Annotated in this window: 20 protein-coding genes, 4 tRNA genes and 1 other RNA gene; 12 read left to right on the top strand and 13 right to left on the bottom strand. The window is 58.1% G+C overall.

Going from position 1 to position 25,162, the window contains the following annotated elements; all coding sequences use genetic code 11:
- Positions 1 to 89: 89 nt before the first annotated feature.
- From cobK to cbiD, 6 genes are all read right to left on the bottom strand, one after another.
- Complete coding sequence (gene cobK, locus ACZ46I_RS08740; protein WP_226507713.1) at positions 90 to 767, bottom strand: precorrin-6A reductase; 678 nt, start codon at positions 765 to 767, stop codon at positions 90 to 92.
- Positions 764 to 1,510, bottom strand: a complete 747-nt coding sequence (gene cobJ, locus ACZ46I_RS08735) for a precorrin-3B C(17)-methyltransferase (protein ID WP_183733253.1) — start codon at positions 1,508 to 1,510, stop codon at positions 764 to 766. The genes cobK and cobJ overlap by 4 nt, the downstream gene beginning before the upstream one ends.
- Positions 1,503 to 2,294, bottom strand: coding sequence for a cobalamin biosynthesis protein (locus ACZ46I_RS08730; RefSeq protein ID WP_464280543.1), 792 nt, complete (start codon positions 2,292 to 2,294; stop codon positions 1,503 to 1,505). The genes cobJ and ACZ46I_RS08730 overlap by 8 nt, the downstream gene beginning before the upstream one ends.
- Entirely contained in the window at positions 2,278 to 3,045 is a 768-nt protein-coding gene (gene cobM / locus ACZ46I_RS08725) for a precorrin-4 C(11)-methyltransferase (RefSeq protein ID WP_464280542.1), read from the bottom strand. The genes ACZ46I_RS08730 and cobM overlap by 17 nt, the downstream gene beginning before the upstream one ends.
- Before the next feature lie 80 nt (positions 3,046 to 3,125).
- A complete protein-coding gene (gene cbiE, locus ACZ46I_RS08720; RefSeq protein WP_464280541.1) occupies positions 3,126 to 3,791 on the bottom strand; it encodes a precorrin-6y C5,15-methyltransferase (decarboxylating) subunit CbiE in 666 nt (221 codons plus the stop codon).
- Positions 3,792 to 4,168: 377 nt separating this feature from the next.
- A complete protein-coding gene (gene cbiD, locus ACZ46I_RS08715; RefSeq protein WP_464280540.1) occupies positions 4,169 to 5,179 on the bottom strand; it encodes a cobalt-precorrin-5B (C(1))-methyltransferase CbiD in 1,011 nt (336 codons plus the stop codon).
- Positions 5,180 to 5,409: 230 nt separating this feature from the next.
- Here cbiD and ACZ46I_RS08710 point away from each other — a divergent pair, with 230 nt between their 5' ends.
- Positions 5,410 to 7,128 (top strand): methyl-accepting chemotaxis protein, encoded by a 1,719-nt coding sequence (locus ACZ46I_RS08710; protein ID WP_464280539.1) that lies wholly within the window; start codon positions 5,410 to 5,412, stop codon positions 7,126 to 7,128.
- Between the two features lie 51 nt (positions 7,129 to 7,179).
- Here ACZ46I_RS08710 and ssrA read toward each other — a convergent pair.
- From ssrA to ACZ46I_RS08680, 6 genes are all read right to left on the bottom strand, one after another.
- Positions 7,180 to 7,530, bottom strand: a transfer-messenger RNA (tmRNA) gene (gene ssrA, locus ACZ46I_RS08705).
- Between the two features lie 163 nt (positions 7,531 to 7,693).
- Positions 7,694 to 8,146: an SsrA-binding protein SmpB gene (gene smpB, locus ACZ46I_RS08700; RefSeq protein WP_226507733.1), complete on the bottom strand. Its 453-nt coding sequence runs from the start codon at positions 8,144 to 8,146 to the stop codon at positions 7,694 to 7,696.
- Positions 8,147 to 8,263: 117 nt separating this feature from the next.
- Positions 8,264 to 8,339, bottom strand: a tRNA-Lys gene (locus tag ACZ46I_RS08695).
- 37 nt (positions 8,340 to 8,376) lie between these two features.
- Positions 8,377 to 8,453: transfer RNA gene (locus ACZ46I_RS08690), tRNA-Asp, on the bottom strand.
- 11 nt (positions 8,454 to 8,464) lie between these two features.
- A tRNA-Val gene (locus ACZ46I_RS08685) sits at positions 8,465 to 8,540 on the bottom strand.
- 2 nt (positions 8,541 to 8,542) lie between these two features.
- Positions 8,543 to 8,620 (bottom strand) — tRNA-Glu (locus ACZ46I_RS08680).
- Positions 8,621 to 8,823: 203 nt separating this feature from the next.
- On the opposite strand from ACZ46I_RS08680, the gene ACZ46I_RS08675 reads away from it, so the two are divergent.
- The 7 genes from ACZ46I_RS08675 to ACZ46I_RS08645 all read left to right on the top strand — a co-directional run bounded on the left by ACZ46I_RS08675 (position 8,824) and on the right by ACZ46I_RS08645 (position 18,768).
- On the top strand, positions 8,824 to 9,486 hold the full coding sequence (locus ACZ46I_RS08675) for a hypothetical protein (RefSeq protein WP_464280538.1): 663 nt from the start codon (positions 8,824 to 8,826) through the stop codon (positions 9,484 to 9,486).
- 62 nt (positions 9,487 to 9,548) lie between these two features.
- Positions 9,549 to 10,346 carry a sugar phosphate isomerase/epimerase family protein gene (locus ACZ46I_RS08670; protein WP_464280537.1) on the top strand — a complete coding sequence of 266 codons (798 nt, stop codon included), beginning with the start codon at positions 9,549 to 9,551 and terminating at the stop codon, positions 10,344 to 10,346.
- Positions 10,347 to 10,387: 41 nt separating this feature from the next.
- Entirely contained in the window at positions 10,388 to 11,128 is a 741-nt protein-coding gene (locus ACZ46I_RS08665) for a hypothetical protein (RefSeq protein WP_264180134.1), read from the top strand.
- Between the two features lie 26 nt (positions 11,129 to 11,154).
- Positions 11,155 to 11,643 carry a hypothetical protein gene (locus ACZ46I_RS08660; protein WP_464280536.1) on the top strand — a complete coding sequence of 163 codons (489 nt, stop codon included), beginning with the start codon at positions 11,155 to 11,157 and terminating at the stop codon, positions 11,641 to 11,643.
- A 192-nt stretch (positions 11,644 to 11,835) separates the two neighbouring features.
- The gene (locus ACZ46I_RS08655) at positions 11,836 to 13,515 is read left to right on the top strand and encodes a methyl-accepting chemotaxis protein (protein WP_464280535.1); all 1,680 of its coding nucleotides are present in this window, start codon (positions 11,836 to 11,838) and stop codon (positions 13,513 to 13,515) included.
- A gap of 81 nt (positions 13,516 to 13,596) precedes the next feature.
- The gene (locus ACZ46I_RS08650; RefSeq protein ID WP_464280534.1) at positions 13,597 to 16,872 is read left to right on the top strand and encodes a PAS domain-containing sensor histidine kinase; all 3,276 of its coding nucleotides are present in this window, start codon (positions 13,597 to 13,599) and stop codon (positions 16,870 to 16,872) included.
- Between the two features lie 216 nt (positions 16,873 to 17,088).
- Positions 17,089 to 18,768, top strand: a complete 1,680-nt coding sequence (locus ACZ46I_RS08645) for a methyl-accepting chemotaxis protein (protein ID WP_464280533.1) — start codon at positions 17,089 to 17,091, stop codon at positions 18,766 to 18,768.
- 28 nt (positions 18,769 to 18,796) lie between these two features.
- Here the strand turns inward: ACZ46I_RS08645 and ACZ46I_RS08640 are convergent, their stop codons facing one another.
- Positions 18,797 to 19,483 (bottom strand): response regulator, encoded by a 687-nt coding sequence (locus ACZ46I_RS08640; protein WP_464280532.1) that lies wholly within the window; start codon positions 19,481 to 19,483, stop codon positions 18,797 to 18,799.
- A 156-nt stretch (positions 19,484 to 19,639) separates the two neighbouring features.
- Between ACZ46I_RS08640 and ACZ46I_RS08635 the strand changes: the two genes are divergently transcribed.
- From ACZ46I_RS08635 to ACZ46I_RS08620, 4 genes are all read left to right on the top strand, one after another.
- Complete coding sequence (locus ACZ46I_RS08635) at positions 19,640 to 20,011, top strand: response regulator (protein WP_013506331.1); 372 nt, start codon at positions 19,640 to 19,642, stop codon at positions 20,009 to 20,011.
- A gap of 58 nt (positions 20,012 to 20,069) precedes the next feature.
- Positions 20,070 to 23,066 carry a PhnD/SsuA/transferrin family substrate-binding protein gene (locus ACZ46I_RS08630; protein ID WP_464280531.1) on the top strand — a complete coding sequence of 999 codons (2,997 nt, stop codon included), beginning with the start codon at positions 20,070 to 20,072 and terminating at the stop codon, positions 23,064 to 23,066.
- Positions 23,067 to 23,467: 401 nt separating this feature from the next.
- Entirely contained in the window at positions 23,468 to 24,349 is an 882-nt protein-coding gene (locus tag ACZ46I_RS08625; protein ID WP_464280530.1) for a PhnD/SsuA/transferrin family substrate-binding protein, read from the top strand.
- Complete coding sequence (locus ACZ46I_RS08620; RefSeq protein ID WP_464280529.1) at positions 24,342 to 24,650, top strand: hypothetical protein; 309 nt, start codon at positions 24,342 to 24,344, stop codon at positions 24,648 to 24,650. The genes ACZ46I_RS08625 and ACZ46I_RS08620 overlap by 8 nt, the downstream gene beginning before the upstream one ends.
- The last annotated feature ends 512 nt before the right edge of the window (positions 24,651 to 25,162 follow it).

The following is a 25,162-nucleotide window of genomic DNA, read 5'->3' as shown; positions in this document are numbered from 1 at the left end:
CTCCAGGGAATGGGACAGACTGTCCATCTTCCGCGCGTCCTCAGCGGCTCTGCGAGAGAGCATTGCTTTTCCGGCAGTCTGCTGACAGCCTACCCCACCACCACCATTTCAATCCCCAGTTCCAGGCACGCTTCCCGCTTCTCGTCAAATCCGCTGCCTGCCCCACTGTTTTTGGTGACCAGGCAGTCGATGCGGTATTCCCGGCACAGGGCCAGGTTAAAGTCAGTGGAGAACGGCCCCTGCAGGGCGATGATGCGGGAGCGTTCAAAGCCGGCGGCGACGCATTTGGCGATGGAATCCTCAAAGGGCAGGACGCGGGCGTAGCCGCGTGTTGCCAGGGGGGCAAAGTGTGGAATGGTGTTGCTGCCGGTGGTGAAGAGGATGCGCTGATGCGGGGAGCCCAGCAGGTAGGTGGCGGCTTCTGCAGCGCTTTGGCAGGTGATGATTCCCGGTTGGGCTGCCAGTTCGGCCACGGGGCGTATGCGGTCTTCGTAGGGGATGGACTGCTGTGCGGCCACGGTGCGAGCGATGGCGCTGATTTCCCGGGCGTGGGGGTGGGTGGTGTCAATAATGCGGGTGATGTCCTGCCCGGTGATGAAGTGGGCCAGGCTTTCGGCGCTGAAGCGGGTATGCAGGACGCGGCCGGGATAGCGGGCGCTGAATTCGCGCTGGCCGTAATCGGTGGCGACGCTGATGATCAGGGGCTGGTTTCCCAGCTCCGCCACGATCTGGTGGGTGGTGGAGGTTCCACCCAGCACGAGGATCATGGACGCTCCCCGTATTTGGCGGTGTAGCCGCGAGGGGTCACCAGCTTGCCGTTTTTGAGCCGGGTGCGCGTGCTGCCCACCATGACGACGGTGCTCATGTCGATGACTTCCAGGTCAAGTGCACTGAGGTGGCCGGTCCAGGTGCTTTCTCCTTCCCGGTAGCAGTGGCGCACGTATCCGCAGGCCAGGTCGCCCCTTTCTGCCATGAAGCGCTCCACGGTGTGGGCCAGCTGGGTGGTGCGCTTTTTGCTGCGGGGGTTGTAGATGGCGCACACGAAGTCGCCGCTGTTGACAGCTTCGACGCGCTTGCGGATCAGCTCCCATGGGGTGAGCAGGTCGGACATGGAGATGATGGCCAGGTCGTCGGCCACGGGGGCGCCCAGGCGTGCTGAAGCGGCCAGGGCGGCGGTGATGCCGGGGATGACTTCGATGGCATCGGTGTTGGTGGCCAGTTCATGGACCAGGGAAGCCAGGGAGTAGAGCGAGGCGTCGCCGCCGCAGACGAGGGCGACGCGGTTCCCCTGTTCCATGGCTTCGATGGCCTTTTCCACCCGCTCTTTTTCGCCGGTCATGCCATTGCTGAAAACCTGGGCTCCGGGAGGGATCAGGTGGGAGACCTGTTCTAGGTATGGTTTGTAGCCGCAGATATAGGTGGCGCTGGCTATGGCCGCGCGGGCGGCGGGGGCCATGTAGTCGCTGGTGCCGGGGCCGGTGCCGGCCACAAAAAGTATTCCCTCAGACATGGTCGAACTCCTCCTGGACGATGGCGATGGTAACGGAATCAATGACGGTGCGGGGCAGCAGCAGCCGTGGATTGGCGGCGGCCAGCAGGGCCGAGGGCTCGGCCACACCGGGGATGCCCAGATGGCGCATGGGCCCATCGTGGGCAATAAAGTGAAACAAGGGATTCTGGTAGGCGCTTTGGGGCAGAAAGCGCAAATAGAGCCCCAGGGAACTGGCGGCGGCCAGCAGACCGGCCTCGTCCTTTTTCACCCAGGCAGAGGCCAGCAGGCGCAGCTGCTCCAGAGTTATTCCCGCCTGCTGACAGCCGGTGGTGATGGCATGGAGGATGGTTTCCTGCGGGGTGCCCCGACGACAGCCAATGCCCAGCACATGGCGGCGGTTGGCTTCGGTGGCGGTGGTAATGACGGGGGTGGCGCCGGTGACGGATGCCACGGCGTGGGCCAGCAGGTTGGCTCCCCCTTCGTGGCCGGAAGCGGTGCTGATGGCAAAGCGTCCCACCTCGTCGCAGGTGACCACGGCGGGGTCCGTGTATTTGGAGCGCAGGTGGGGGGCGATCATGCGGGTGACGATGCCCTGGGCCATGACGGCCACGATGGCACGCCGGGTGCCGTCCATGAGCCGCGCAAACTGGTCGCCGAGACTGTCATAGGGTACGGCGTGAAAGCCTGCGGCCAGCGGGCGGGGCAGGTGCAGCTCAGCGCCAAGCTCGGTGGCAATCCGCTGCGCCAGCCGTGCTCCTGCTTCGGTCACGGCGATGACGGCCACTTCAGGGGCGGGTGCCATGGCTGAACTCCTGGTCGTAGAGCTTTGAATAGGCGCCAATGGCTCCCAGGGGCTTGCCGATGATGACGACGGCGTGTTTGTTGACGCCGCTGTCGGCTATCTGTGCGGCCATGTCGGCCAGGGTTCCGCGTCGGATCAGCTCATCGGGCCAGCTGGCGCGGTAAACCATGGCCACGGGCGTCTGGGGGCTCCAGCCCTGGTCGAGAAACTGGCGGGCGATGTCGCCGAAGCGATCCACCGAAAGGTAGAAGCAGAAGGTGCCGCCGTGGGAAGCCAGGCGCGCCACCGCTTCGTCCTGCGGCACCGGAGTGCGACCGGCAATGCGGCTGATGACCAGCGTCTGGGACTGCTCCGGCGATGTCAGTTCGGTGCGCAGCGCGGCAGCGGCGGCGAATACCGCCGTGACGCCGGGAATGACAGTGTAGGCGATTCCCAGCTTATCCAGCTCGGCCATCTGCTCCTGAATGGCGCCGTAGATGGAAGGGTCGCCCGTGTGCAGCCGTGCCACGCTCTGCCCCTGGCTGGTGGCCGCCGCCATGACGGCGAGAATTTCCTCCAGGTTCATGGAAGCGGAGTTGTGGATATGGGCGCCGGGAAGGCAGTGCTCCAGAATTTCCGGCGCCACCAGGCTGCCGGCGTAAATGACGGTCTGGCAGCGCTTGATGGCATTGATCCCCTTGAGGGTGATCAGCTCGGGATCACCGGGACCAGCACCGATGAAGTAAACGTGGGGAGTGGAAGCAGTCGTCATAGTATTCCTTTCGTAACATTCACGGTGCACTGGCACTCGCGCCAGTATTCCTCCCAGAGACACTTACTTTCGTCCGTGGCTCAAGTCTCTGCCGCTCGCTGCTCCGGCATACAATCACAGGATGGCCGTGAAGAGCTACTCCCTTTCCTGATTCCCACCAGGCAGCTGAGGGATTCCTCGGGCAGAGGCGCTTCGGCGGTCACCGGAACGATGATTTCGTTCTCCAGGCTGAGGTTGGCCATCACCCACAGGGCGAAATCGGCCCGCAGCTCTGGAAAGCGTTCCAGAAGCGCGCCTGGCGTGTGAGCCGTATCGCAGAGCAGCAGAAAGCGCTGGCTGGCCATGATTGCGGCCACATCCAGCCCCTGTCGCCCGTGGGCGGAAAAGAAGCGCGCATCCTGCCAGGGTTCGGCAATGGCGGCAAAGGCGGCCTGCACAATGCTGATGCCGGGGATGACCATAACCGACTCCCGGCCAAAAGCGTTCACCACCGCGCGACTGAGGCTATAGAAACCGGCATCGCCACTGACCAGCACGCCCACGTGCTGGCCCGGATGGTTGCGGATAAGTTCGATGGTTCCACTGACCAGCGGCACCGGCTCATGGGTGGGAATCCCCAGCCCCTGGGTCAGGCGCGGTGCGCCGATGGCCAGGTCAATCTCTTGCAGAGCGCGGCGGGCACGCTCCGTCAACAGATCAGGATGGCCGGGGCCCATGGAGATGATGGTTATACGCGGTTGATTCACGGTTATCCTCTTTCAGGCTTCAGGCTTCTGAAAAGCCCTCATCTGCGGCGTTGCTCGCGGTCGCTCGTCACTGCAGCGTACTCCATGTACGCCTCATTCCTCGCTCTGCGAGCGCCTTGCACCTGAGCATTTTTCAATTGCCTGCTTGATTTGAGGTGCTTCTGAAAAGGCTCGTGGTGGATGCGCTGCACTTATCCACCCGTAATCATTCACGGTACATTGGCAATCGCGCCAGCATTCCTCCCAGAGACGCTCACTTTCATCCATGGTTCGAGTCTCTGCCGCTCGCCATCCAGGCTCGCTCTCGGAACGCTGGCGCTCATGCGGAAAATCGCAGGTCGGGTGTGAATAGTTACATCCAACCTCTGCTTGAACACTCATGTAGGGCGGATAAACGGAGTGCATCCGCCAATTGTTTCTGATAACAGTGCACCCGGCATATCAAACAGCAGCACCTCTACTCTCGCAAACCCCCAGTCCTTTTCAACCTGCTCGGCAATCCGCGTTGCCAGAGGATCAAATGCTTCAGGGTGGGCCTGACAGATCTCTTCCACCGTATTATAGGTGCCGGTCAACCCCAGCACGTGGGCCACGAAATCCTGAGCCTGGGGCGAGGCGCTGGAGTGGGTATTATAGAAGCCCATGGCCAGTTTGGCCAGTTTTCCGGGATGTCCGGCAATGGTCAGCTGCCTGACGCCCCGGTGGCGCAGGTACTCCAGGGCTTCGCCAAAGGCGTTGCTGACCAGGATAGTCTGTGCTGCGGGGCGCTGTGCCTGCAGGTGCTTCTCGCCGATCTTGCCGGGAACCAGCGTGATGGGATGGCCTTCGGCCAGCTGTACGTCGATTTCGCAGTGGATGGCTTCCACCAGGGCCTGCAGGCTCATGGGTTCCACGATTCCCGTGGTGCCGATGATGGAGATGCCCCCTTCAATGCCCAGGCGCGGGTTAAAGGTCTGGGCTGCCAGGCGTCTGCCTTCCGGCACCCGGATGGTCACGGTGGCGCCCCGGTCGGTGCCGATTTCGGCGCGCACATTGGCTTCAATCATGGCGCGGGGAACGGGGTTGATGGCCGCTTCCCCCACGGGAACCTGCAGGCCGGGCCGGGTGACCACGCCGACGCCCTCACCTCCGACGATATGGATCACCGGATCATGTTCACACAGCGCCACCTGCGCCCAGAAGGCCGCGCCATGGGTGACGTCGGGATCATCGCCCGCGTCCTTGATGACCATGGCGCCATGGGGGTGGCACTCCACCGGCAGCTCCATGGTGCTTTTGTCCGGGAGGGTGATGGATACGTGGGTGACGGGTCCATGGCCCATCTGGAAACGGGCGTGGGCCCTGGCTGCGGCGGCCGCGGCGGCTCCGCTGGTGAATCCTTTTCGCATGGGATCTGATGTTGTGATGAAGCGGGGCGGGTGTCAAGAAGTTTGACGCTGACAGAACCACAAAATACCTGGCTCCATTTCAGCCCCAATGCGCTGGGAATCCGCACATATCGCAATATCCTGGCTCGGAAAGTTTACGGAAAATTTACAGCAGGTGAAGTTTATTGGTGTTACCTTCCCGGGGTGCGCGGCTATCGCCATCCGGGAATTCTATCTTTCGAGGGGGAGCAATGAGAATAGTCTCAAAGCAGATTCTTCTTGTCCTGTGTTTTCTGATTTTTTTAATCACTGTTGGACTGGTGGGCCTTCACGGTATCAGGCAGACCCAGGATGGGCTGGAGACAGTCTATCACGACCGTGTGGTGCCACTGCGCGACCTGAAACACATATCCGATCTGTATGCCTTCAATATTGTCAACGTCACCCACAAGGCCCGCAATGGCAACATCACCATGTTTACGGCCCTGCGCATGGTGCAGGAGGCTGAGCAGCAGATCGAGGAGTTCTGGTCGGAGTATCTCGGCCGCGATTTTACCGAGGCCGAGCGTGAGATCCTTCAGGAAGTCCTCCCCCTGAAGCCCATTGTCGCTGAGAGCGTGCAGAAATTAAAGGGCATCCTGCAGGAAAGCAACCAGCAGGCTTTGACCGCTTTTGCCCGGCACGAGCTCTATCAGGTCATTGAACCCCTGACCAATAAGCTCTCGGAGCTGGTGGATGCGCAGCTGGATATTGCCTTTGCGGAGTACCAGAGCGCGCATGACCGCTATGGGATGAATGTTGCGATCACGATGCTGATTCTGGGTCTGGCGATTCTGGTGAGCATGCTGTCCGGGTGGCTTATCACGCGCACCATCACACTGCCCCTGAATCAGGCGGTGCAATTTGCCCACGCCGTTGCCAGCGGAGATCTCACCCGCACCATCTCCAGCCGCAAGCGCGACGAGGTGGGGATGCTGCTCAACTCACTGAACAGGATGGTTACCAGCCTGTGCGCAACCGTGGGGCAGATCAACATGGCCTCGACCGAGGTTGCAACGGCAAGCGAGCAGCTGAGCAGCGCGTCAACGCAAATGAGCACCGGCATGGCGCTGCAGACTGAGCGCACTTCGCAGATTGCGGGTGCTTCGCTGGAAATGTCTCAGACGTCGGCGAGTATTTCCAGCAATATGGCTGATATACAGGGAAAAACACTCGCGGCCTTACGCCTGGCAAAGCAGGGCGAAGAGAAAGTGAAACTGTCGGCCACCGAAATGGTCACCATCGCCAGCCACGTGGATGAAGCTACCGCCTGTGCCCGTTCCCTGGAGGAAAAAGCAGGCCGGGTTCAGGAAGTTATTCGCATGATTAACGACATTGCCGATCAAACCAATCTGCTTGCCCTGAACGCGGCCATAGAGGCGGCAAGGGCCGGTGATGCCGGGCGCGGCTTCGCGGTCGTCGCCGATGAAATCCGCAAGCTCTCGGAGCGCAGCACCCTTTCCACCAGTGAAATCAGGACCATCGTCATGGGCATGCAACAGGGAGTTCATCAGGTCGTCCAATCCATGACCAAGGTCAATGACAGGGCGCAGAATGGCAATTCCCTCGCCCAGGAGGTGGACAGCGCATTTACGGAAATTATTGGGGGGATGGAGAGCCTGCAGCACCTTATTGATCAAAGTGCTGCCTCTGTGGAAGAGATGGCGGTTACCGCCGAGCAGATTACCGAGGATATCCAGACAATCGCCATAACTTCTGAGCAGACGGCAAAGGGAACGGAAGAAGTTTCGCGCTCCTCCAGTCAACTGGCCGTGCTGGCTTCCGACGTACAGACCAGCGTAGCTTTCTTTGAAATCAGGCAGAATGATGAAGAGACCAGGCAGCTGGCGTTTGTACCGACTCCGCTGTCAACAGACTTCGCGCAGCCTGCTGGTGGCTGCACCGAACAGGCGGGCAAACGGGCCGGATAAACGGCGGCCCGATGCAGAGGAAATGGAGTATTTTTTCTGGGATAATGAATATGGTGGAGGCGAGGGGAGTCGAACCCCTGTCCGAGACCATTTCCACAACCAACCCTACATGCTTGTCCGCTTGTTTGCTTTAGCCTTCCGGAGCCCGAGGCGGCACGGTATCCGAAAGCCGAGTTCTCCTGTTATCCTCGTCTTTGACCGGAGAGCACTGTCAAAGCAACAGCCTGCGATTTTCCACCATGGGGCCCTGCAGGCCGGGTCCCGTGGGGGTTAGTGCTGCTTACGCAGCAGCCAGAACGTTTTCGTCGTTGGCGTTTGTTGTTTTGCTGGTTTTTACAGGGCCACCAGCCCCCTGGCATGCGTCAATTGCTTCTGTGTTCCCGTCGAAACCAGTGCGCCCCCAGATTGAGGTGTTGGCAGGCAGCTGAAAAACCCTCATCTGCGGTGTTGCTCGCGGTCGCTCGTCACTGCAGCGTACGGGGAGTACGCTTCATTCCTTGCTTAGCGAGCGCCTTGCACCTGAGTATTTTTCAACTGCCTGCGTGTTAAGAGTTATTGGGAGTAACTAACTGTGGTTTTTCAAGGCCTGCTGCGCTTCGCGCTGGGCATCCTTCTGTTTCAGAGATTCTCGTTTATCGTGGAGTTTCTTGCCCTTGCCAAGAGCCACTTCCACTTTTACCTTACCGTTCTTAAAGTACATCTTTGTGGGGACAATGGCAAGCCCCCCCTGCTGGGCCTTGGCGGCCAGCTTGTCGATTTCCATCTTATGGGCCAGCAGTTTACGCACCCTGGTGGGATCGGGCGCCATGGGCCCCGCCTCTTCATAGGGAGAGATATGGCACTGAAAGAGAAAGAGCTCTCCTCGGTCGACGCGGCAGTAGGCGTCCTTGAGGTTGACTTTTCCCTGGCGGATGCTCTTGACCTCCGAGCCCTTCAGGACAACTCCGGTTTCCAGTGTCTCCAGGATTTCAAAGTGGTGACGGGCGGATCGGTTATCGGAGATAATCTTGATGCCCATATGCTCCTCCTTCCCGGAAAAACAAAAACCTGCCACTGATTCAGTAACAGGTTAACCGTTTGCTATTGCACCTTGATGAAGTTGAACCCTCAGTTTTGGCGCTGGCCAATAAAAAAATGGTGACCCGTGAAGGATTCGAACCTTCGACCCTCTGATTAAAAGTCAGATGCTCTACCAACTGAGCTAACGGGTCACGCTCAGGCCTTTTTTCTGAAAAAAGACAAAAAAAATGGCGGGAGCGACGGGACTCGAACCCGCGGCCTCCGGCGTGACAGGCCGGCGTTATAACCGACTTAACTACGCCCCCGCACTGAAAAATGGTGGGTGGTACAGGGATCGAACCTGTGACCCTCGGCTTGTAAGGCCGATGCTCTCCCAGCTGAGCTAACCACCCATTGGCATCCCGTAGGGGATTCGAACCCCTGTCGCCGCCGTGAAAGGGCGGTGTCCTAGACCGGGCTAGACGAACGGGACGCAATGTGATGAGGGAGATTCATATTGGCTTGTTACAAGACCTTGAATCGCTCAACGAGGCGGGATACTAACAAGCCGAGGGGCTGGTGTCAACTTTTTTTTACCATCCCCGACGATTTAATTTCCCTCCTGAATTGGAAAGGGCTTAGCGGGTGGCGGGAAACTTGCAAGTAGAGTTGTCATCTTGCAGTCCAGGAGCGCCCATGCTGATCAGTAATCAGAGTCATATCTCTTCGGCGTTAAGCACTTACCGTTCCGCGGCAACGGCGGCAGACGTCGTGAAAGCTGCCGGCACCAAGGAAAAAATTTCTCAACAGGATAATGTCACCATATCCAAAGAGGCCAAGAGCCTGGCGATATTTGCCGATGGCCAGAGCGGCAGCCGCGAGCTGGCACCTTTGCCACAATCTCTCTCCATCAGCGATATCAGGCAGGAGGCTGCCGAACTTTCCGATACCCTGACCACGCAGATGCGTGGACTTTTCCTGCGTGGCGGCATAGATATGTCGCAGCCCTTTGAGCTCACCACAGATCCGTCGGGCAATGTCCGGGTCTCGGGCGAGCATCCAGACAAGGATGCCATTGAGAAGCTGCTTCGGGAGAACCCAGATCTGTCCAATTCCTTCCGCAAGCTCTCTTCGCTGCAGACTCTGATCGCCAAAGCCAAACAGGCCCAGGAGTTCCAGGACGCCTATCGCAAGAACCCCACGGAAGCCCTGAACCGTTTCGCCTGGCTTTTTGAAGAGGGAGAGGCTCACTATTCCATGGAATTCGATGGCTTTGATGTCACCCAGCGGGTGAACTGGCAGGGGCAGAGCGGCTCCAGCAAGCTGCTGATGGCACAGGTCAGCTCAGCCCTCACCTGATGCTGTTGCCATGTCAAATGGGTGTGGTATCCTGAAGTCGAAATCATTGTATCGGAGGAATCGTGCTGGATATACACTCGTGTTTTCTGACGTGCCGTGGTCTGCTCTCCGCCGTCATGGAGGGGAATGAGTACACCGCCGCCCATGGCTATGAAATCCTGATGGATGCCAATACCATGGATGCCTATTCAGCTTCCTTTATGGCTCAGCGTCTGAAGGCGCTGAAGCGACGGTGCGGATTTCTGACGTTTCATGCTCCATTCTTTGACCTCAGCCCCGGTGGTCTGGATATGCGCATCCGGCAGGTCAGCCACGAGCGTCTGTTGCAGATGGCTGATGTGGCCAATCTGGTGGTGCCTGCCAATATAGTGGTACATACGGGCTATACCCGCGAGATGTATGGCCACGGCAAGATGTACCACCACTGGAAACACCATGTATGCGACATTCTGCACCGCCTGCTGGAACAACTGAACCCCTCGGTGACCATCAGCGTGGAAAACGTCTTTGAAGCGGACCCCGCCCCTCTGGTGGATGTGGTCAGCGCGGTAAATAACCCGCGTCTGGGATACTGCCTTGATGTGGGCCACAGTCGCCTTTTCGGACAGACCAGCCATGGGCAGTGGATTGAGGCCTTTGCCGAAAAGCTCTTCGAGGTGCATCTCCATGACAACCACGGCGTCGGGGATGACCATCTGCCCTGCGGCCAGGGAAACATTGATTTCTCCGCGATTCTGGAGGCACTTGATCAACATGACCTGCAGCCGATTCTCACCTTTGAGGTGTTGACTGAGGCAGCGTTCCAGGAGGCGGTACTATATCTGGAGCAGTTGAACAAAAGAGCTGCCAGCGGGGGCTGACCCTCATTGAGGTACTGCTGACCCTGCTGGTGCTTTCAGTTGTGGGTGCCATCACCATGGGGTTTTCCGCCTGGGTGGCGCAGTCCCATCAGGTGGGCAGCCAGACACGGCAGGCACTGGAAGAGATTCGCGTCTCCCTGGACTTTGTGACACGTCAGCTTGAGCGCGCTGTACCGGGCAGTCTTGTCATCAGCCCGGACGGCAGTGAGGTGGAATTCCTTCACAGCGCCTATCAGGGTATACTTGACCGAGTTGACGGATCGCAACTCTCTGATGGCACAGTCACCAGCGAAGGGAAAGCGCGATTTCGCATCTTCCACCTGGATAGCCCTGCCACTCTCGTCGCCCACGACTACGCTTTCACCGGAACGCCGGAATACAGCGCCAGCCTGACGAACCCCGGCCTGCAGTTTGTGGCCCCTGAATTCTGCAATGCTGTCATCAGTAGTGTATGTGCTGCGACGGTGACCGCCATGGAAGCGCTGCACTTCTCCATTGAAGACTCCTCTTTCACCCCTTACGGAGGCATGATCTACTTCCTGGCTGATTATCGGGCACGACTGCAGGTACGCGAGTACGGAGAAGGCCATGGGCTTTTCCTGGATCTCTGCAGAAGTTCGCACATGTTCAGCAACTGCTGGCAAAATGCCAGGGCATTTCTGGTGGTGGCGAACGTGCAGGACCTGCGCTTTCGGGATCACGGCGCAGGACGTGTGGAAGTGCGGCTGACGAGCAGCGCGCTGCCTGCCGCGCCCCAGGCACGACTGGTGGTCTCTCCATGACCGGCAGGCAGACGCACAGGGGATTCATGGTGGTTGTGGCGCTGTGGGTCATGCTGCTGCTGAGCATGGTCGCAGTTGTCGCCTACCAGGGATTACAGGCACACCAGTGGCGTTCGACCCACCATCACCATGGGGAGCAGGCCCGGCTGTCAGCGATTTCCGCATCACTGTCCATGGCAAAGATTGCCCGTGAGCGGATTTTCCCCCTGCACCCTTCGGAGCGCTCAGCGGCCCTGGCCGCCCTCGGCGACAACGATCTTGACGGAATCAGCCGAATTCTCACCATGGATGCTGAACGCAATATCCATGTCCTGGTGCACCTGACGCCCCTGAATACCGACACCAGCCTGATTCGCATTGTGGCCATTGCAGCCATGAGTGATCAGTTGCCCGACACTCCATCCCGCCACGAACTCCTTACACTCTTTCGACAGGAAAACCCGTTTTTCTCCGATCCGCACTATGTGCGCGCTGCCCATGAGGTTCTGGTACGCGACCCTGCCTATTTCCCCTGACGGCACGCCTCCATCATCCCCGCTTCACTCGTTTCACTACGCGCAAACGTTCGTTATATGTTACTGGTTGATTTCCCTTGATATTCACTATAAATATGGGCATATTCCACATTGCTCATATGTGAAGCCTATCACATTGCATTCCATGCATCGAAACCGGGAACACTACATACACTTGCCAGGAGGCCTGACATGAGTCGAACAGGAAGCAGCACCATGAAATTGCGGACGAGGATTATTCTGCTGACAGCACTTCTCATGGCGGGCATAATTATCGTGGGCATAAGCGGATACCGAGGTATCGACAACCTCTCCATGCGCACCCAGAATATTGGGGAAGTGCGCATACCCGGCATGATCGCCCTGGCCAACCTGAATACTGAGCGCATGGTTATACGCGCGCAAACCCTTGACGTGATGCAGCATGAGCGCAATTTCCAGGCCCAGGGACAATTCCAGGACATCTTCCGGCAAAGGCAGGCATCCTGGAAGAATATTGATGCCAACTGGCAGACGGTCGCCAACCTGCCCCGTCAGTCCGAAGCGGGCCGCCGGGCCTGGACTGAGCTTCAACAGCAGTATCAGGCCTGGCGAGCGGTGTATGTCGAGCTGGATGCCATTATTGAAAAACTGATTGCCCAGCGCACTCCAGCGGTGCAGCAGGAGCTCTTTGAGCAGTATCGTGTCACCGTGCAGCGCATGGTACCCCTCTCCGACGCCATGGGAGCCACGATGCAGGCCATGGTAGACAATAACATTGTGGTAACCAACAACGCTGCTCGCGATGCCGTTGAACATGGGCTTTTCCTGGAGCGATTCATTCTGCTGGTCGTCCTGACGGTCATCCTGGTGGCTTTGATCCTGGCGGGCTACATTATTCAGTCATCAAATCGCATAATCGTCAACGCCATTCGCGCCATATCCGATGCCAACAACCAGGTTGTCAGCGCTTCTGATCAGATCGCCTCGGCGTCCAGCTCCCTGGCCGAAGGGGCCTCTGAGCAGGCGAACAGTGTGGAGGAAGTGACCGCGACCACCGAAGAGGCTACATCCATCAACAATCAGAACGCCGAAAACATCCGCGAGGCTGACCAGCTGGCAAACCAGGCTACCGGTGCCGCGAATCTCGGTTATGAAAAGATTCAGATGCTCATGGCATCCATGGAAGAGGTCAGTGCTTCATCGGAGCGCATATCTCACATCATCAAGACCATCGACGAAATCGCCTTCCAGACAAATCTGCTGGCCCTGAATGCTGCTGTCGAAGCCGCCCGTGCCGGCGAGCACGGTCTGGGATTCGCCGTGGTGGCCGAAGAGGTAAAGAGCCTTGCCCAGCGCAGCGCCAATGCCGCCCGTGAAACTGCTGAGATCATCCAGCGCACCATCAGCCAGATACGCCAGGGCAATCACATGGCGGAGGAAACCAACACCGCTTTTGACGAAATACGCCAGCAGATCAAAAAAACCTCTGAGCTCATCAGCGAAATAACCGTATCGGTCAAAGAGCAGTCCGAGGGCATGAACCAGATTGCCACTGCAATGAGCCAGATCGACAAGGTCACCCAACAGAACGCTGCCAGTTCCGAGGAAGCCGCCGCCGGTGCCGAGCAACTGAATGCTCAGGCCGTAGCCATGCTGCAGAGCGTCGCGGAAGTTGCGGCGTTCGTCGGCTACTCCATGGGGAGTGCCTCAGCTCACCGCGCCCAGAGCAGTGGCACCCGGAAAAACCCTGTCCGCCAGCTTGCTCCGGCTTTTGCGCCCTCCGCCGCAAAGCCTGCCGAGCAAAAGGGAAAGGCCGTATCCCAGCGCCAGCGCAATAACAGCCGCGATGAAATATATCCGCTGGACGACGAAGACCTCAGGGAGTTCTAACAGGCTGCTGAAAAACCCCACCACTTTTTTTATCAGCGCAGTGGCTGAAGCCGCTGGCAGCTCCTTTCATTCCGAGGGAATATGGAATTTACGGCCTTTCTCCATGGCACAATATTTCTGATTTTCGCCGCCATCGCCCTCTGCCTGCATTTTTCGCGGGCAGGGCAGTTCTGGGCGTGGATCAGCGTTTTTGCCGCGCTCCATGGCACCGCCATATGGTTGCGGCTCATGGCCGAAGGGTTCGCCTTCACGGCACTTGAGCCCATACCCGTCCTGCTGCACGTCACAGCACTCTTCGCCCTCTTTGAGGCGGCGGTGAAGTGCCGAAACCAATTTCGGCGCTGGTGGCGCGTGGCCATGATCGCGGCGGCGGCTCTTGTGACCCTTGTACTGATGGTAGCCACTTCAGCAGCCGCGCTGAAAATCGCATTTCTCCTCCTCGGCCTGCCGGGGCTTTTGCGCAGCTCGTGGCACCTGGCCTTCAGGGCTGAGCGCAAGACACCACGTATTTTTTCACACACGCTGGCCATTTCCCTTGCCGTCGCGATCCTGACACTGTCCCTTTCCCCGGTTACGGGGCTTTTACCCTATGACTGGCTGGTGAACACAGGACTGATAGCCATGCTTCTCAGCTGCATTTTTGCATGGCTGCTGTTGCAGCGCGTCCAGGAAACCGACCTCTCCCGGGAGCGCGAAGCGCTCTTCCTCGTCGCCAGTGCTGTCAGCCCGGTAGCCCTGCTTTGCGTGACACTGGCAACCTGGTTTGCGGCAAACTGGTTCATGAATCATGAAAAAAACCTGCAGCTGCAGCAGATGGAAAAGCACTCACAGGTACTCACGGAAACCCTGAACCTGCGCCGCATCGCGGGGCTGACCTTCACGGAAGACATGGGGACAAGTCAGCTGTACCAGCGGGTATGTGATATGCTCGGCGCCTATCACTCCGTTGAAGAGCATGTCGTGTTCCTGCGCATGTACCGCATGGCCGAGGGGGAATTCCTGTTCGGTCCGGGCAGTTACGACTCCCGCCAACTGAGTTGCCAGAGCGCAGAGGCCATCGCCTTTGACAAGCAGGCGGCGCGAAAAGCTCTGGGTGAGAAGCGGATAGTGCTGGAAGAGGAAATACTGGCCGGGATTGAAGATGTGACCCAGTATATTCCCCTGGCGCATCCGGACAGCGGCACCGTGTTCGCTGGCCTGCAGATCCGCATTCACAGCCCCGATGTCGTGATGGCAGTCAGGGGAATGCAGATGATTCCCCTGGTGGCGGCCATGGCGCTGGTGGTATTGACCGCCGGGCTTAATGTGGCCCTCTTCCTGCGCAATGTACCCCGCCACCGCGATCTGTGCTGTGTACGCCACTTCGAGATAGTGTTTATCCTGCTGACAGGAGTGACCTTCACCTTCTTTGCTGCTGTTTCGGCCCATGTGTTCGAACGCCAGAATCGCCAGGTGCTCTTTCTGCACTGGAGCAGCAACAAGTCAGACCAGATCAAGAGCACCATGTTCTCCCTGCACGACTCCCTGGATATCCTAGGACACTATATGCGCAGTGGCGATGCCTCCGGCGAATCCTTTACCCTCCTGGCCAGGTCAATAGCGAACAATCTCGGCCTTGCATTTCTCGCCTGGGCGCCACAGGTGGACGATCGGTTTGCCGTCACGGCCATGACCTCGCCTCAGCACCATGTCATGCAGGTGGGTGATGAACTGCAGCTGCATCCAGCCGCGCGTCTGACCCTGAGTCGGGCCTGGCAAAGCGGACTCCCGCACATGAGCGCCCCATTCAGCGACCAGAGTACGACCACGCCACAGTGGACCCTGATTATCGTCCCGGTGCAGCAAAAAGGCGTCATTGTGGCCGCAATGGATATCCCGGCATTCTGGCAGAGGGCAATGGGCACCCAGGCCGAGGACGATATTCTGGTGGATATCCACCTGTTGTCACCTGACCTGGAAACGTCCATATTTATCAACACCAGCACCGATATACCGCACTCTTCGACCTCCCTGCAGTCGCGCTACCCTCTATTTCGCTACGGTTACTCCTGGGTGTTCGTGACCAGACCGGGGCCACTTTTCGAGCAGGCGTACCCCCACCGGGCTGCCTGGGTCATGCTCCTGGTAGGGCTTGGCCTTACGGCCAGCGCAACGGGCTTTGTCACCTACCTGACCCGGGTCAACCACCGTGTCTCCCGTATGGTCGAAGCGCGCACTGCGGAGCTGAAGGCCAACCTGGACTTCCAGCAGCTGCTGCTTCAGGTGCTGCCTGTCGGCATTGCCGTGCGCAACCTGCGCACAGGTCGCTATGAACATCACAATACCGCGTGGGAGGAGATCTTCTCCCACGTCAGTGAGCAGCAGGAAGCACAGCGGGAGGCAAACCTGATTTCGCAGATTGCCCAGGCCTGCCTGCGCTCCTCAACGGTTCACCTGCCTGATGATGCCATCACCCTCTCTGATGGTTCCAGAAAGTTCCTGCATACCTCCATTACCCCGGCACTGCTTGACGAGGGCCAGGTGTCAAGCGTACTGATCTGCGTGCAGGATATCACGGTGCGGCGAGAAGCCGAGGAAGCCCTGAAGGGTGTTCTGCAGGCGCAGCAGCGCGAAATCGATGAGGCGGTTCAAACCGTTCGTCAGCAGGATCAGGTCATTTTTGAACAGGTGCGCCGCCACGCGCTGCTGAGTCTGCTGATCAATCTGGCCCACCACTGGCGCCAGCCACTGAATATCGCCGCCCTCAGCATCCAGGAAATTGAAGAACTCTTCCACGAGGGAGCGCTGAATGATGAAACCGTGAACAATCGTGTTGAAACCGCTCTGGGGGAACTTTTCAAACTTTCCGAGACGATCAGCCAGTTCACAAACCTCTATGAATCGCCGGAAAGCACACGGGATCGCTACTTTTTGTTTCACCTGTGTGAGCATGCGCAGAAATTCCTGGTGCCCGACCGGGCGCATCGCCTGGAAATTGCCAATGAAGTGGCGCCTGACCTGCAGGTTCTCGTCAACCGCAATGATGTGGTGGAACTGTTCGTGGAATTTTTCCGCAACGTGCTGGAAGTCATGCAGCAACGCCACACAGATCATGGTCTGGTGACCGTACACGCACTGGCCCTGGAGGGAGGCAGCCTGGAAATCACCATCCAGGATAACGTGGGGGGTATTGACCTGGCGGTTCTGCCCCAGGTGTTTGATCCCTACGTGACGACCTCCTTCCGCACACGGGAAAAGGGCATGGGGCTCTATGTCTGCAGGCGCATTGTCGAGGATCGCTACCAGGGGACCATCCAGGCGGAAAATGTCAACGGCGGTGCCCGGTTCCGCGTGGTACTGCAGGGCGTCATCTGCTGAGTTTCCTCATCCTGCCCTTTCTGAATTCCCTTCCAATGTGATTGCATCACCATTTCGTTTTTTTTCATGGAATGTGACTACGGCGTGACATTGCAATGATACCATGATTAATGAAACCAAAGTCGCCATGAAGCTCCGCCGGGAAAGGTGATACTGAATCCCAAAGTATGCTGCTCCTCGGCTGTCATCGGTTCTCACAACAATGAGGAGTACCTTATGCATATGTTCCGCACCATTAAAGGAAAACTGTACTTTTTTATCGCACTGACTGTCGCTGGCCTGACGTTGTTGACTGGCCTGGCTTTGAATGCCCTCTACCAGAGCCTTCTTGAGTCCAAAGCCGATGCCGTGCGCCATATCACGGAGTCCCACTACCGCGTGGTGGAGGATTTCTGGCGCATGTCCAGCGAAGGCCTGATCAGTGATGAGCAGGCTCGCCTGGCTGCTTTACGGGCCCTGAAATCTGTGCGCTACGCTGACAACGACTACTTCTGGGTGAATGACATGCTGCCTCGCATGATCATGCATCCCACCAATCCGCAACTGGAGGGCCAGGATCTTCGCAACTTCACTGACCCGGATGGAAAACGATTTTTTGTCGAATTCACCCGCGTGGTGCGCGAACAGGGCCAGGGTCATGTGGACTATCGCTGGCCCAAGCCCGGCTTCACCAATCCGGTGCCGAAGACCTCCTATGTGATGGGCTTCGAACCATGGGAATGGGTGATCGGCACCGGCATCTACCTTGATGATGTCCAGGCGGTTTTCCGCAGCCAGGTTCGCAAGCTGGCTACGACCATCGTCCTCTTGATCGCCGCCCTGGTGGTGCCCATGTTCTTCATTATTCGCTCCATCATCGCGTCCTCCTCATCCATTGCCCAGGTGGCGCAGGACCTGGCGACCGGTGAAGGGGATCTGACCAGGCGCATTCCCATCAGCAACCGCGATGAACTCGCCCATGCTTCTGGCTATGTGAACCAGTTCCTCGATCGCGTCCACGACATTGTGGTCGGCGTGCGCATGTCAGCCCATGGGGTAGCATCCGCCAGCGAACAGCTCAGCAGCTCTTCCAGCCAGATGAGCGCCGCCATAAACTCTCAGGCGGAAGGCATCTCCCAGATCGCCACCGCGACACTGGAAATGACCCAGACCGTCAATGAGGTTACGCGAAATATCTCTTCCATTCAGGAAAGCTCCCATCAGGCCCTTGATCAGGCCCGCCAGGGAGGGAAGCTTGTCCAGCTCTCCACCCGTGAAATGGAAGCCATCGCCCGCGAGGCAGCCGAGGCCACGCGTTCCGCCCAATCCCTTGAGGAGAAAGCCGCACGGGTTGAGGAGGTCATTCAGGTCATTAACGACATCGCCGACCAGACCAACCTGCTGGCCCTCAATGCCGCCATAGAGGCCGCCCGCGCCGGTGATGCCGGCAGAGGCTTTGCGGTGGTGGCCGATGAAGTTCGCAAACTGGCCGAGCGCAGCACGGAATCCACCCAGGAGATCATCAGCATTGTGCAGAGTATTCAGGGGGGCGTTGACCAGGTCACAGGTGCCATGTCTTCGGTAAACGAAAAGACCCAGAAGGGCAATGAGCTTTCCCAGCAGGCCAACAGTGCCTTCGTGGAAATCCTCGGAGGAATGGAAAGCCTGCAGGAGCTGATTGAGCAGAACGTGGCTGCCATGGAGGAGATGTCAACCACGGCCGACCATATCAGCAGTGATATTCAGACGATTTCAGCTGCCGCCGAAGAATCCGCCCAGGCTTCAGAGGAAGTCGGGCACGCCTCTTCTGATCTGGCACGGCTGGCTGCTGATGTACAGGATCGCCTGAGTGCCTTCCATACGGAAGACGCGGAGCTTTCGACTCAGGTGCCCGGCTTGCCGCCGGCGCGGCGATGAAAGGACGGGAGTGGAGTTGACACGTGAATCAGGGTACCATATAGCCCAGGTCTTTGATGCTGACCACGGCGTCATTGCCGATTTTTCCGCGCAGGCGGTAGACGAGGGTGCGCAGGCTTCCGGGGGCCATGCCCCCTTCATCCTCAAGGTGAATGCAGATATCGGGGGCGTTGATGACCTGGGCGCGACGACGCAGCAGGTAGTCGAGCAGCAGTTTCTCATTGCGGGTCAGGATGCTGGTTCTGCCTTCGAAAAGTGCCTCACCGGTCACACTGTTATAACTGGCACCGCTTTTCAGGGTGGTAACCAGCCGGCCACGTTGATTCATCTCCTCGACACAGCGGCGCAGGGTCTCCTTGAGCTGCGACATGTTGACTGGCTTGACCAGGTACTCCATGAGCCGCAGTCGCACAGCTGCCGAGACATTCTCAAAATCGCTGTAGGCGGTCAGGATGATGATGGGGAGATCGGGATCATCGCGACGGATCTCGGCGGCAACCTCCAGTCCGCTGAACTGAGGCATCATGAGATCCAGGATGGCGACATCAACACAGTGGCGGGCGTACAGATCCAGGGCCTCACGGCCATCACTGGCAGTGATGGCCTCGCCAAAGAAAAGCTGCAGCGTTTTCTGCAAAGACGCGCGGGCCATGGCATCGTCCTCGGCAATCAGTACCGTCATTTCTTTGAGTGGCGCCAGACTCGCCTGAAACATGCCAAGCTCCTTCGGAAACTGGTGATGGATAATCGTGAGAATACCATTCCCTGCCATGATTTCCAAGTGTCATAATGTGACAATCCCGTGACATGGGCAGGGTATGATCACGGCTGAAGAAAAATCATCATGAAAACGAATTCCACAAGGATGCCTATGTCAGTTCTGGACGACTCTTTCAAAGACAAAACGGTTCTCATAGTTGAAGATGATTCCATGGCACGGCTTGGCCTGCAGCGTTTGCTGCGATTCCGCTTTCAGGATATCCACCTGGCAGTCCATGGCCGCGATGGCCTGGAAAAAGTCGCACAGTTTCATCCCGATGTGGTGCTGACCGATCTGGAGATGCCAGTGATGAGCGGAAGTGATATGCTCAGGCAGCTCAAAAGCAACTCCCCTGAGCTCCCCGTCATCGTCATCACGGCATTTGCCGACGACGCCAGCCACGTACCTGAAGCCGATGCCGTGCTGACCAAGCCGATTCTCAAGGCAGAGCTGCTGCAGGCGCTGCGCAAGTGCCTGCGCTGAGAGCACACATGGGAGTGTACAGTACACGGACTTTTGATTCTCTGTGGGGTGACTGAATATGTTCTTTCTGCGCGCTTTTCTTCTGCCGTCAGCCCGCCGGGCGCTGAGCCTCATCGCGTTGCTGATGTGCACCGCCACCTCGGCGCTCGGCCAGTCATACACCCTGGGAGTACTGTCCTACCGCCCGGTGGAAATTACCCGGGAACGCTTTCAGCCCCTGGTTGACTATCTGAATCAGCATATTCCCCATTTCTCCATTGAGCTGCGCGCCCTGAGCTACGTGGACCTGGAGCGCGCGCTCACCAACGGAGAGATCGACTTTGTGCTGACAAATCCGGCGCACTATATTCTGCTGGCCCGCCAGAACAGTCTGTCCTCCCCGTTGGCGACAATCATCCCCATGGAACATGGCATACCGGTGCGGGGATTTGCCGGTGTCATCCTGGTTCCTGCTGAGCGCGATGAACTGCAGACAATAGCCGATCTGAAGGGAAAAACCGTTGCCGCGGTTACCACAAAATCCCTTGGCGGCTACCAGATGCAGGCGTTCGAGCTACTTGGTCACGGCGTGCAGCCACACCGGGATATCCGCATCAAGGAAACGGGAATGCCCCATGACTCTGCCATCCTGACCATGCTCCATGGCCAGACTGACGCCGCTTTTGTGCGCAGCGGTATCATGGAGTCCATGATACGGGAAGGCAGGCTGCAGGCCTCTGCAATACGGGTGCTCAACCCTGTCGAGGCGCGGGGAACCCCCTATGCTGCCTCCACTGCCGTCTACCCGGAGTGGCCTCTGGCCGCTCTTGCCCATACCAATGAACAGGTTGCGCTTCTGCTGGCATCGGCTCTCTACGCGCTGCCCCACGGCAGCAAGCTGGCGCGCCAGGTCGGAATTTACGGGTTTTCCGTTCCCGCTGACTACCACAGTGTTGAAAGACTGATGCGCGAACTGCGCCTGCCACCCTTTGACCTGGCTCCCGAATTCACCCTCAAGGACGCCTGGGAACGCTGGGAGCTGCCCATCGCGTTCTTGCTGCTGGTTGTCATTCTGATTCTCCTGCTCAGCGCAGCACTCTTCCTGGCTCGCCGCCAGGCGCTCCGGGAGCAGCAGCATGGCCAGATTCTCCTGCACCGGCTGGAGGAAGCCCAGCGCATAGCCCGCCTGGGCCACTGGGAAGCCAATCTGGTGAGCGGGCAGCTGTGGTGGTCAGATACTATCTACGCCATTTTCGGCTTTGATCAACAGACCTTCTCGCCAAGCATTCAGGCCTTCCATGACCGTGTTCATCCCGAAGACCTGCCGCTGGTACTGGCCAGCGAGGAGCGCGCCCGCCGCGATGGCATCCACGATGTGCAGCATCGCATCATTCGACCTGATGGTGAAGTACGCTGGGTTCACGAACTGGCACGGCTGGAACGTGATGAACAGGGAAACCTGGTTCGCCTCATCGGTACCGTTCAGGACATCAGCGCACAGAAGCGCGTGGAACAGGCGCTGACAGAGAGCGAACTGCGACTGCGCCAGTTTGCCGAAAACAGTGACACCATATTCTGGGTGCGCACCGCTGATATCATGCACTACATCAGCCCCGGCTACGAAAAGGTCTGGGGACGATCCTGCCAAAGCCTCTACGATGACCCAGCGTCTTTTCTCGCGTCTGTGTGGCACGAAGACAGGCGGCGAGTGCAGAAGTATTTTGACCTGGAGATTGCAGAGCACCTGCCCTTTGACCTGGTGTACCGTATCCAGCGGCCCGATGGCTCGCTGCGCTGGATACACGCACGCAGTTTTCCGGTGTACGACCAGGATGGCGCATTCTCCTGCTGGACCGGCGTTGCCGAGGATGTCACGACCCAGAAAGAGTATGAAGACACGCTGGAGCGATTCAATGACGAGTTGATCAAGCGGGTGGAGGAAGAAGTCTCGCGACGCATGGCCACTGAGCAAAGCTACCGGACCCTTTTTGAGCACTCACCGGAGGGCATTCTCCTGCTGGACCGTACCGGTCGTTTCTGCGAATGCAATCCTGCTGCCGCCAGGATGCTGGGACGTGAACCGGGTCAGATCATCGGCAAGCGTCCGCAAGACCTTTCCAGTCTCTCTGGGAATTTCTCGTCCCAAAACACCTCGGCGCACGTTGACGCCGTGATCAACCGCTCTTTCGCCGGTGATGTCCAGGTATTCGAGTGGAAAGCCACTACCGCCGATGGTGGCGAAATTCTGCTGGAAGTACTGCTCTCACCCCTTGGAGCGCATCGTCCCGATCACCTGCTGGTGATGTGGCGCGACATCGGCGAGGTCAGGAAACTGCAGCGGGAGAAACAATTACAGGAGATTGCCCTGATTCAACAGTCAAAAATGGCAGAGCTGGGCAGTATGATGGGGGCCATCGCCCACCAGTGGAAGCAGCCCCTCAACAACATTGCCCTCTACACGCAATTTCTGCCCGAACAGCTCAAGTCCGGCGAGCTTGATGCCGCCACCCTCAATGAGGCGACCTTCAATATCATGAAACTGGTGAACTTCATGGCGCGCACCATTGACGACTTCCGTGACTTCTTCAAGCCGTCAGAAGTCGAGACGACATTCAACCTGCTTGAAAGCATTCAGGGCGTCCTTGAGCTGATTGGCGGCCAACTGCTCCGGGACAGTGTCGACCTGCGCCTGTGCACCACATGCCGCAGCTACCATGTCCGGGGAGTGAAGAACGCATTCCAGCAGGTGATTCTCAATATAGTCAACAACGCCCGTGAAGCCCTTGTGGAACGCAGAACACCGGAACCTTTCATCAGAATCAGCTGCCAGAAGGTCGCAGGGCACATCCATGTCACCATCAGCGACAATGGCGGAGGAATTGCCGAACACCTGCTGCCTGACAAAATCTTTGAGGCCTTTGTCACCAGCAAGGGTGATGGAGGAACCGGCATCGGCCTGTCCCTGAGCCGAAGCATCCTGCACAAAATGAACGGCTCCATTGGAGCTGCCAACACCGCTGAAGGTGCCTGCTTCACCATCCATCTCCCCGACGCGGGAGGTGACGTTTTTCATTGAGAAAATGTCGGGGAATTCCCATTATTCAGATATTACCTGTTCACTTTCGGAAATCACGGAGCACTATGATGCGGACATCTCAAGGCCAGGATCTTCCCCTCCATGATTCTGCAGCAAACGCGACGGCGCCTTGGGGTCGGATCGTCCTGGGCAGGCGCGGAGTTGTCGCGTTTCACACAGAGTATTTCACCTGAACAACAGCTATTGCAGACGGTTTCCGAAAAACATCTCCGGAAATACTGTAACGAAACGTAATAAGCATACCAATTGATGTTGAATGTTCTTTTTGAAAAGGTGTATACTTTAGGAGTTTTTCTTATCTCCTTTCCGGGAGCGGCATACATGCCTGCTGCCCACACCTGTTGCCATCAACATGATGGAGACACGGGCACACAGGATGTGTGCTGAATCCACAACTGAAGGAGCTTCCCATTCGCTACCTTTTCATTACTGCTCTCATAGCCGGCTGTTTTCTGCAGGGTGTCGGGGCGCGTGAGTTGACCTACGCGCCCCTGCCCCTTGAAAATCCCCGTCAGGTCATGACCCAGAGCCAGCCCCTGGTCAAATACCTGGAAATGGGGATGGGCCAGGAGGTGACGGTACGCCTGCTGGCCCATCACGGACAGGTGGTCAGTGAGTTTGCCGAGGGCAACATTGACCTCGCCCTCCTGGGACCCCTGCCCGTAATGGCGCTGTGGCATATGGAGGTGGATGCCGTGCCACTGGTTTTCTTTCACGAAAGCGATGGAACCCCGGCCTACACCTGCGCCATTGCGGTCCCCTTTGACGGCCATGCCACTCTTGCTGAACTCACCGGTGAAACCGAGGGGCCTTTCGCTCTGACACACCCCCTCTCCACCTGTGGGTACTTCGCCACGTACTGGCAACTGCAAAAGGCTGGTGCAGAAATATCCGCTCTTCCCCACGCCTTCCTTGGGAACCACGAAGATGTTGCCCTGGCCCTGGCCCGTGGTCACTATGCTGCCGGCGGGTTGAAAACCACAGTTGCCAGACGCTATGCCCATATCGGAGTGCGCATTCTGGCGGAGTCTCCGCCGTTGCCCGGATTCTCACTGGTAGCCAATGCCCGCACCATGAACGCTGAGCAGATGGAGGCCATACGCCACTTACTGCTCGACATCCCCCCGGACACTCTTCACTCTTTTCTGCTCGGCCGCTTTGGCTTCAGCCCCAGTACAAGGGAGGATTTCCTGACCATGGAGCAGATGCTGCGGGAACTTGGGATGCCCATGGAGTACTACCTGGAGGTATCCCATGAGTAAACTCTCCCTGAAGCGCAGCCTGCGATTCAGTATCGTGATTTTCCTGGGAAGTCTGCTGGTGGTAACACTGTACCTGGACTATCGCCGCGACGAGGGTATTCGACACTATCTGGATATGACCACGGCAGCCCAGGACATAGCCTGGCAGGCGGCCATCAACCTTCACCGCAACAGTGTTGAAACTGAAGTTTCGCACCCCGAAGCGGCAGGTTGTCGGCGCCGACCTGGATACCATACTGGGATGGCCAAAATGGTTCTGCACAGACTGCGTTTCTTGACATTGCCCTCGCCTTGTCTATGAGTTTCTTTGCCACTTTTTACCCGCAAAAAGTGGCGCAAAAGCGGCCCCCAGTGCTGTCCTTTTCAGCCGTGCGCTTGCCTGGAACTGGGGACCGCAAACAACCGCCCTCCGTGGCTTTTGGTTTGCGGTTGCCGCCGTCGTGGCGTCAACCCTGCGGGTCCATAGCGTTCCAGTCGGCGCGTCCTGGCTGGGCCAGCACACGGGGGAAAGACAGAAGCAGGCCGTTCCCCCCTGAGCCCGTCCGGTGAGTGCGACGCCTGTCTGGCAAGACCCGAACGGGACACTCACAGGAAGTGAGTGGTCCGGCAGCACTGCAGGGAGGCAGTGTCTGTCGGATCTCCAGAACAGGCGAGTAATGATCCGGAAAAACGGGCGTTCGGGGGGCGCGTTTTTGCGTCCTTTTTGCGCGGTCAAAAAGGATAATACCCGGAAAACGAAAAGTGGGATACAGATGAGTCAAGCATGCAAAATCAATACGGTTTCCGCGCGATAAATGTCAGAATAATAGTACC

The organism is Desulfurispirillum alkaliphilum (assembly GCF_055378285.1).
This window is presented reverse-complemented; position numbering and strand designations above follow the sequence as displayed.

Coding starts and splice junctions, on each gene's coding strand:
- cobK (WP_226507713.1), bottom strand. CDS start 767: ATGATCCTCGTGCTGGGTGGAACCTCCACCACCCACCAGATCGTGGCG.
- ACZ46I_RS08645 (WP_464280533.1), top strand. CDS start 17,089: ATGCATATGTTCCGCACCATTAAAGGAAAACTGTACTTTTTTATCGCA.
- cbiD (WP_464280540.1), bottom strand. CDS start 5,179: ATGCGAAAAGGATTCACCAGCGGAGCCGCCGCGGCCGCCGCAGCCAGG.
- ACZ46I_RS08635 (WP_013506331.1), top strand. CDS start 19,640: ATGTCAGTTCTGGACGACTCTTTCAAAGACAAAACGGTTCTCATAGTT.
- cobM (WP_464280542.1), bottom strand. CDS start 3,045: ATGACGACTGCTTCCACTCCCCACGTTTACTTCATCGGTGCTGGTCCC.
- cobJ (WP_183733253.1), bottom strand. CDS start 1,510: ATGTCTGAGGGAATACTTTTTGTGGCCGGCACCGGCCCCGGCACCAGC.
- ACZ46I_RS08660 (WP_464280536.1), top strand. CDS start 11,155: ATGGTGGTTGTGGCGCTGTGGGTCATGCTGCTGCTGAGCATGGTCGCA.
- ACZ46I_RS08650 (WP_464280534.1), top strand. CDS start 13,597: ATGGAATTTACGGCCTTTCTCCATGGCACAATATTTCTGATTTTCGCC.
- ACZ46I_RS08630 (WP_464280531.1), top strand. CDS start 20,070: ATGTTCTTTCTGCGCGCTTTTCTTCTGCCGTCAGCCCGCCGGGCGCTG.
- ACZ46I_RS08675 (WP_464280538.1), top strand. CDS start 8,824: ATGCTGATCAGTAATCAGAGTCATATCTCTTCGGCGTTAAGCACTTAC.
- ACZ46I_RS08710 (WP_464280539.1), top strand. CDS start 5,410: ATGAGAATAGTCTCAAAGCAGATTCTTCTTGTCCTGTGTTTTCTGATT.
- ACZ46I_RS08640 (WP_464280532.1), bottom strand. CDS start 19,483: ATGTTTCAGGCGAGTCTGGCGCCACTCAAAGAAATGACGGTACTGATT.
- ACZ46I_RS08620 (WP_464280529.1), top strand. CDS start 24,342: ATGAGTAAACTCTCCCTGAAGCGCAGCCTGCGATTCAGTATCGTGATT.
- ACZ46I_RS08730 (WP_464280543.1), bottom strand. CDS start 2,294: ATGGCACCCGCCCCTGAAGTGGCCGTCATCGCCGTGACCGAAGCAGGA.
- ACZ46I_RS08655 (WP_464280535.1), top strand. CDS start 11,836: ATGAGTCGAACAGGAAGCAGCACCATGAAATTGCGGACGAGGATTATT.
- smpB (WP_226507733.1), bottom strand. CDS start 8,146: ATGGGCATCAAGATTATCTCCGATAACCGATCCGCCCGTCACCACTTT.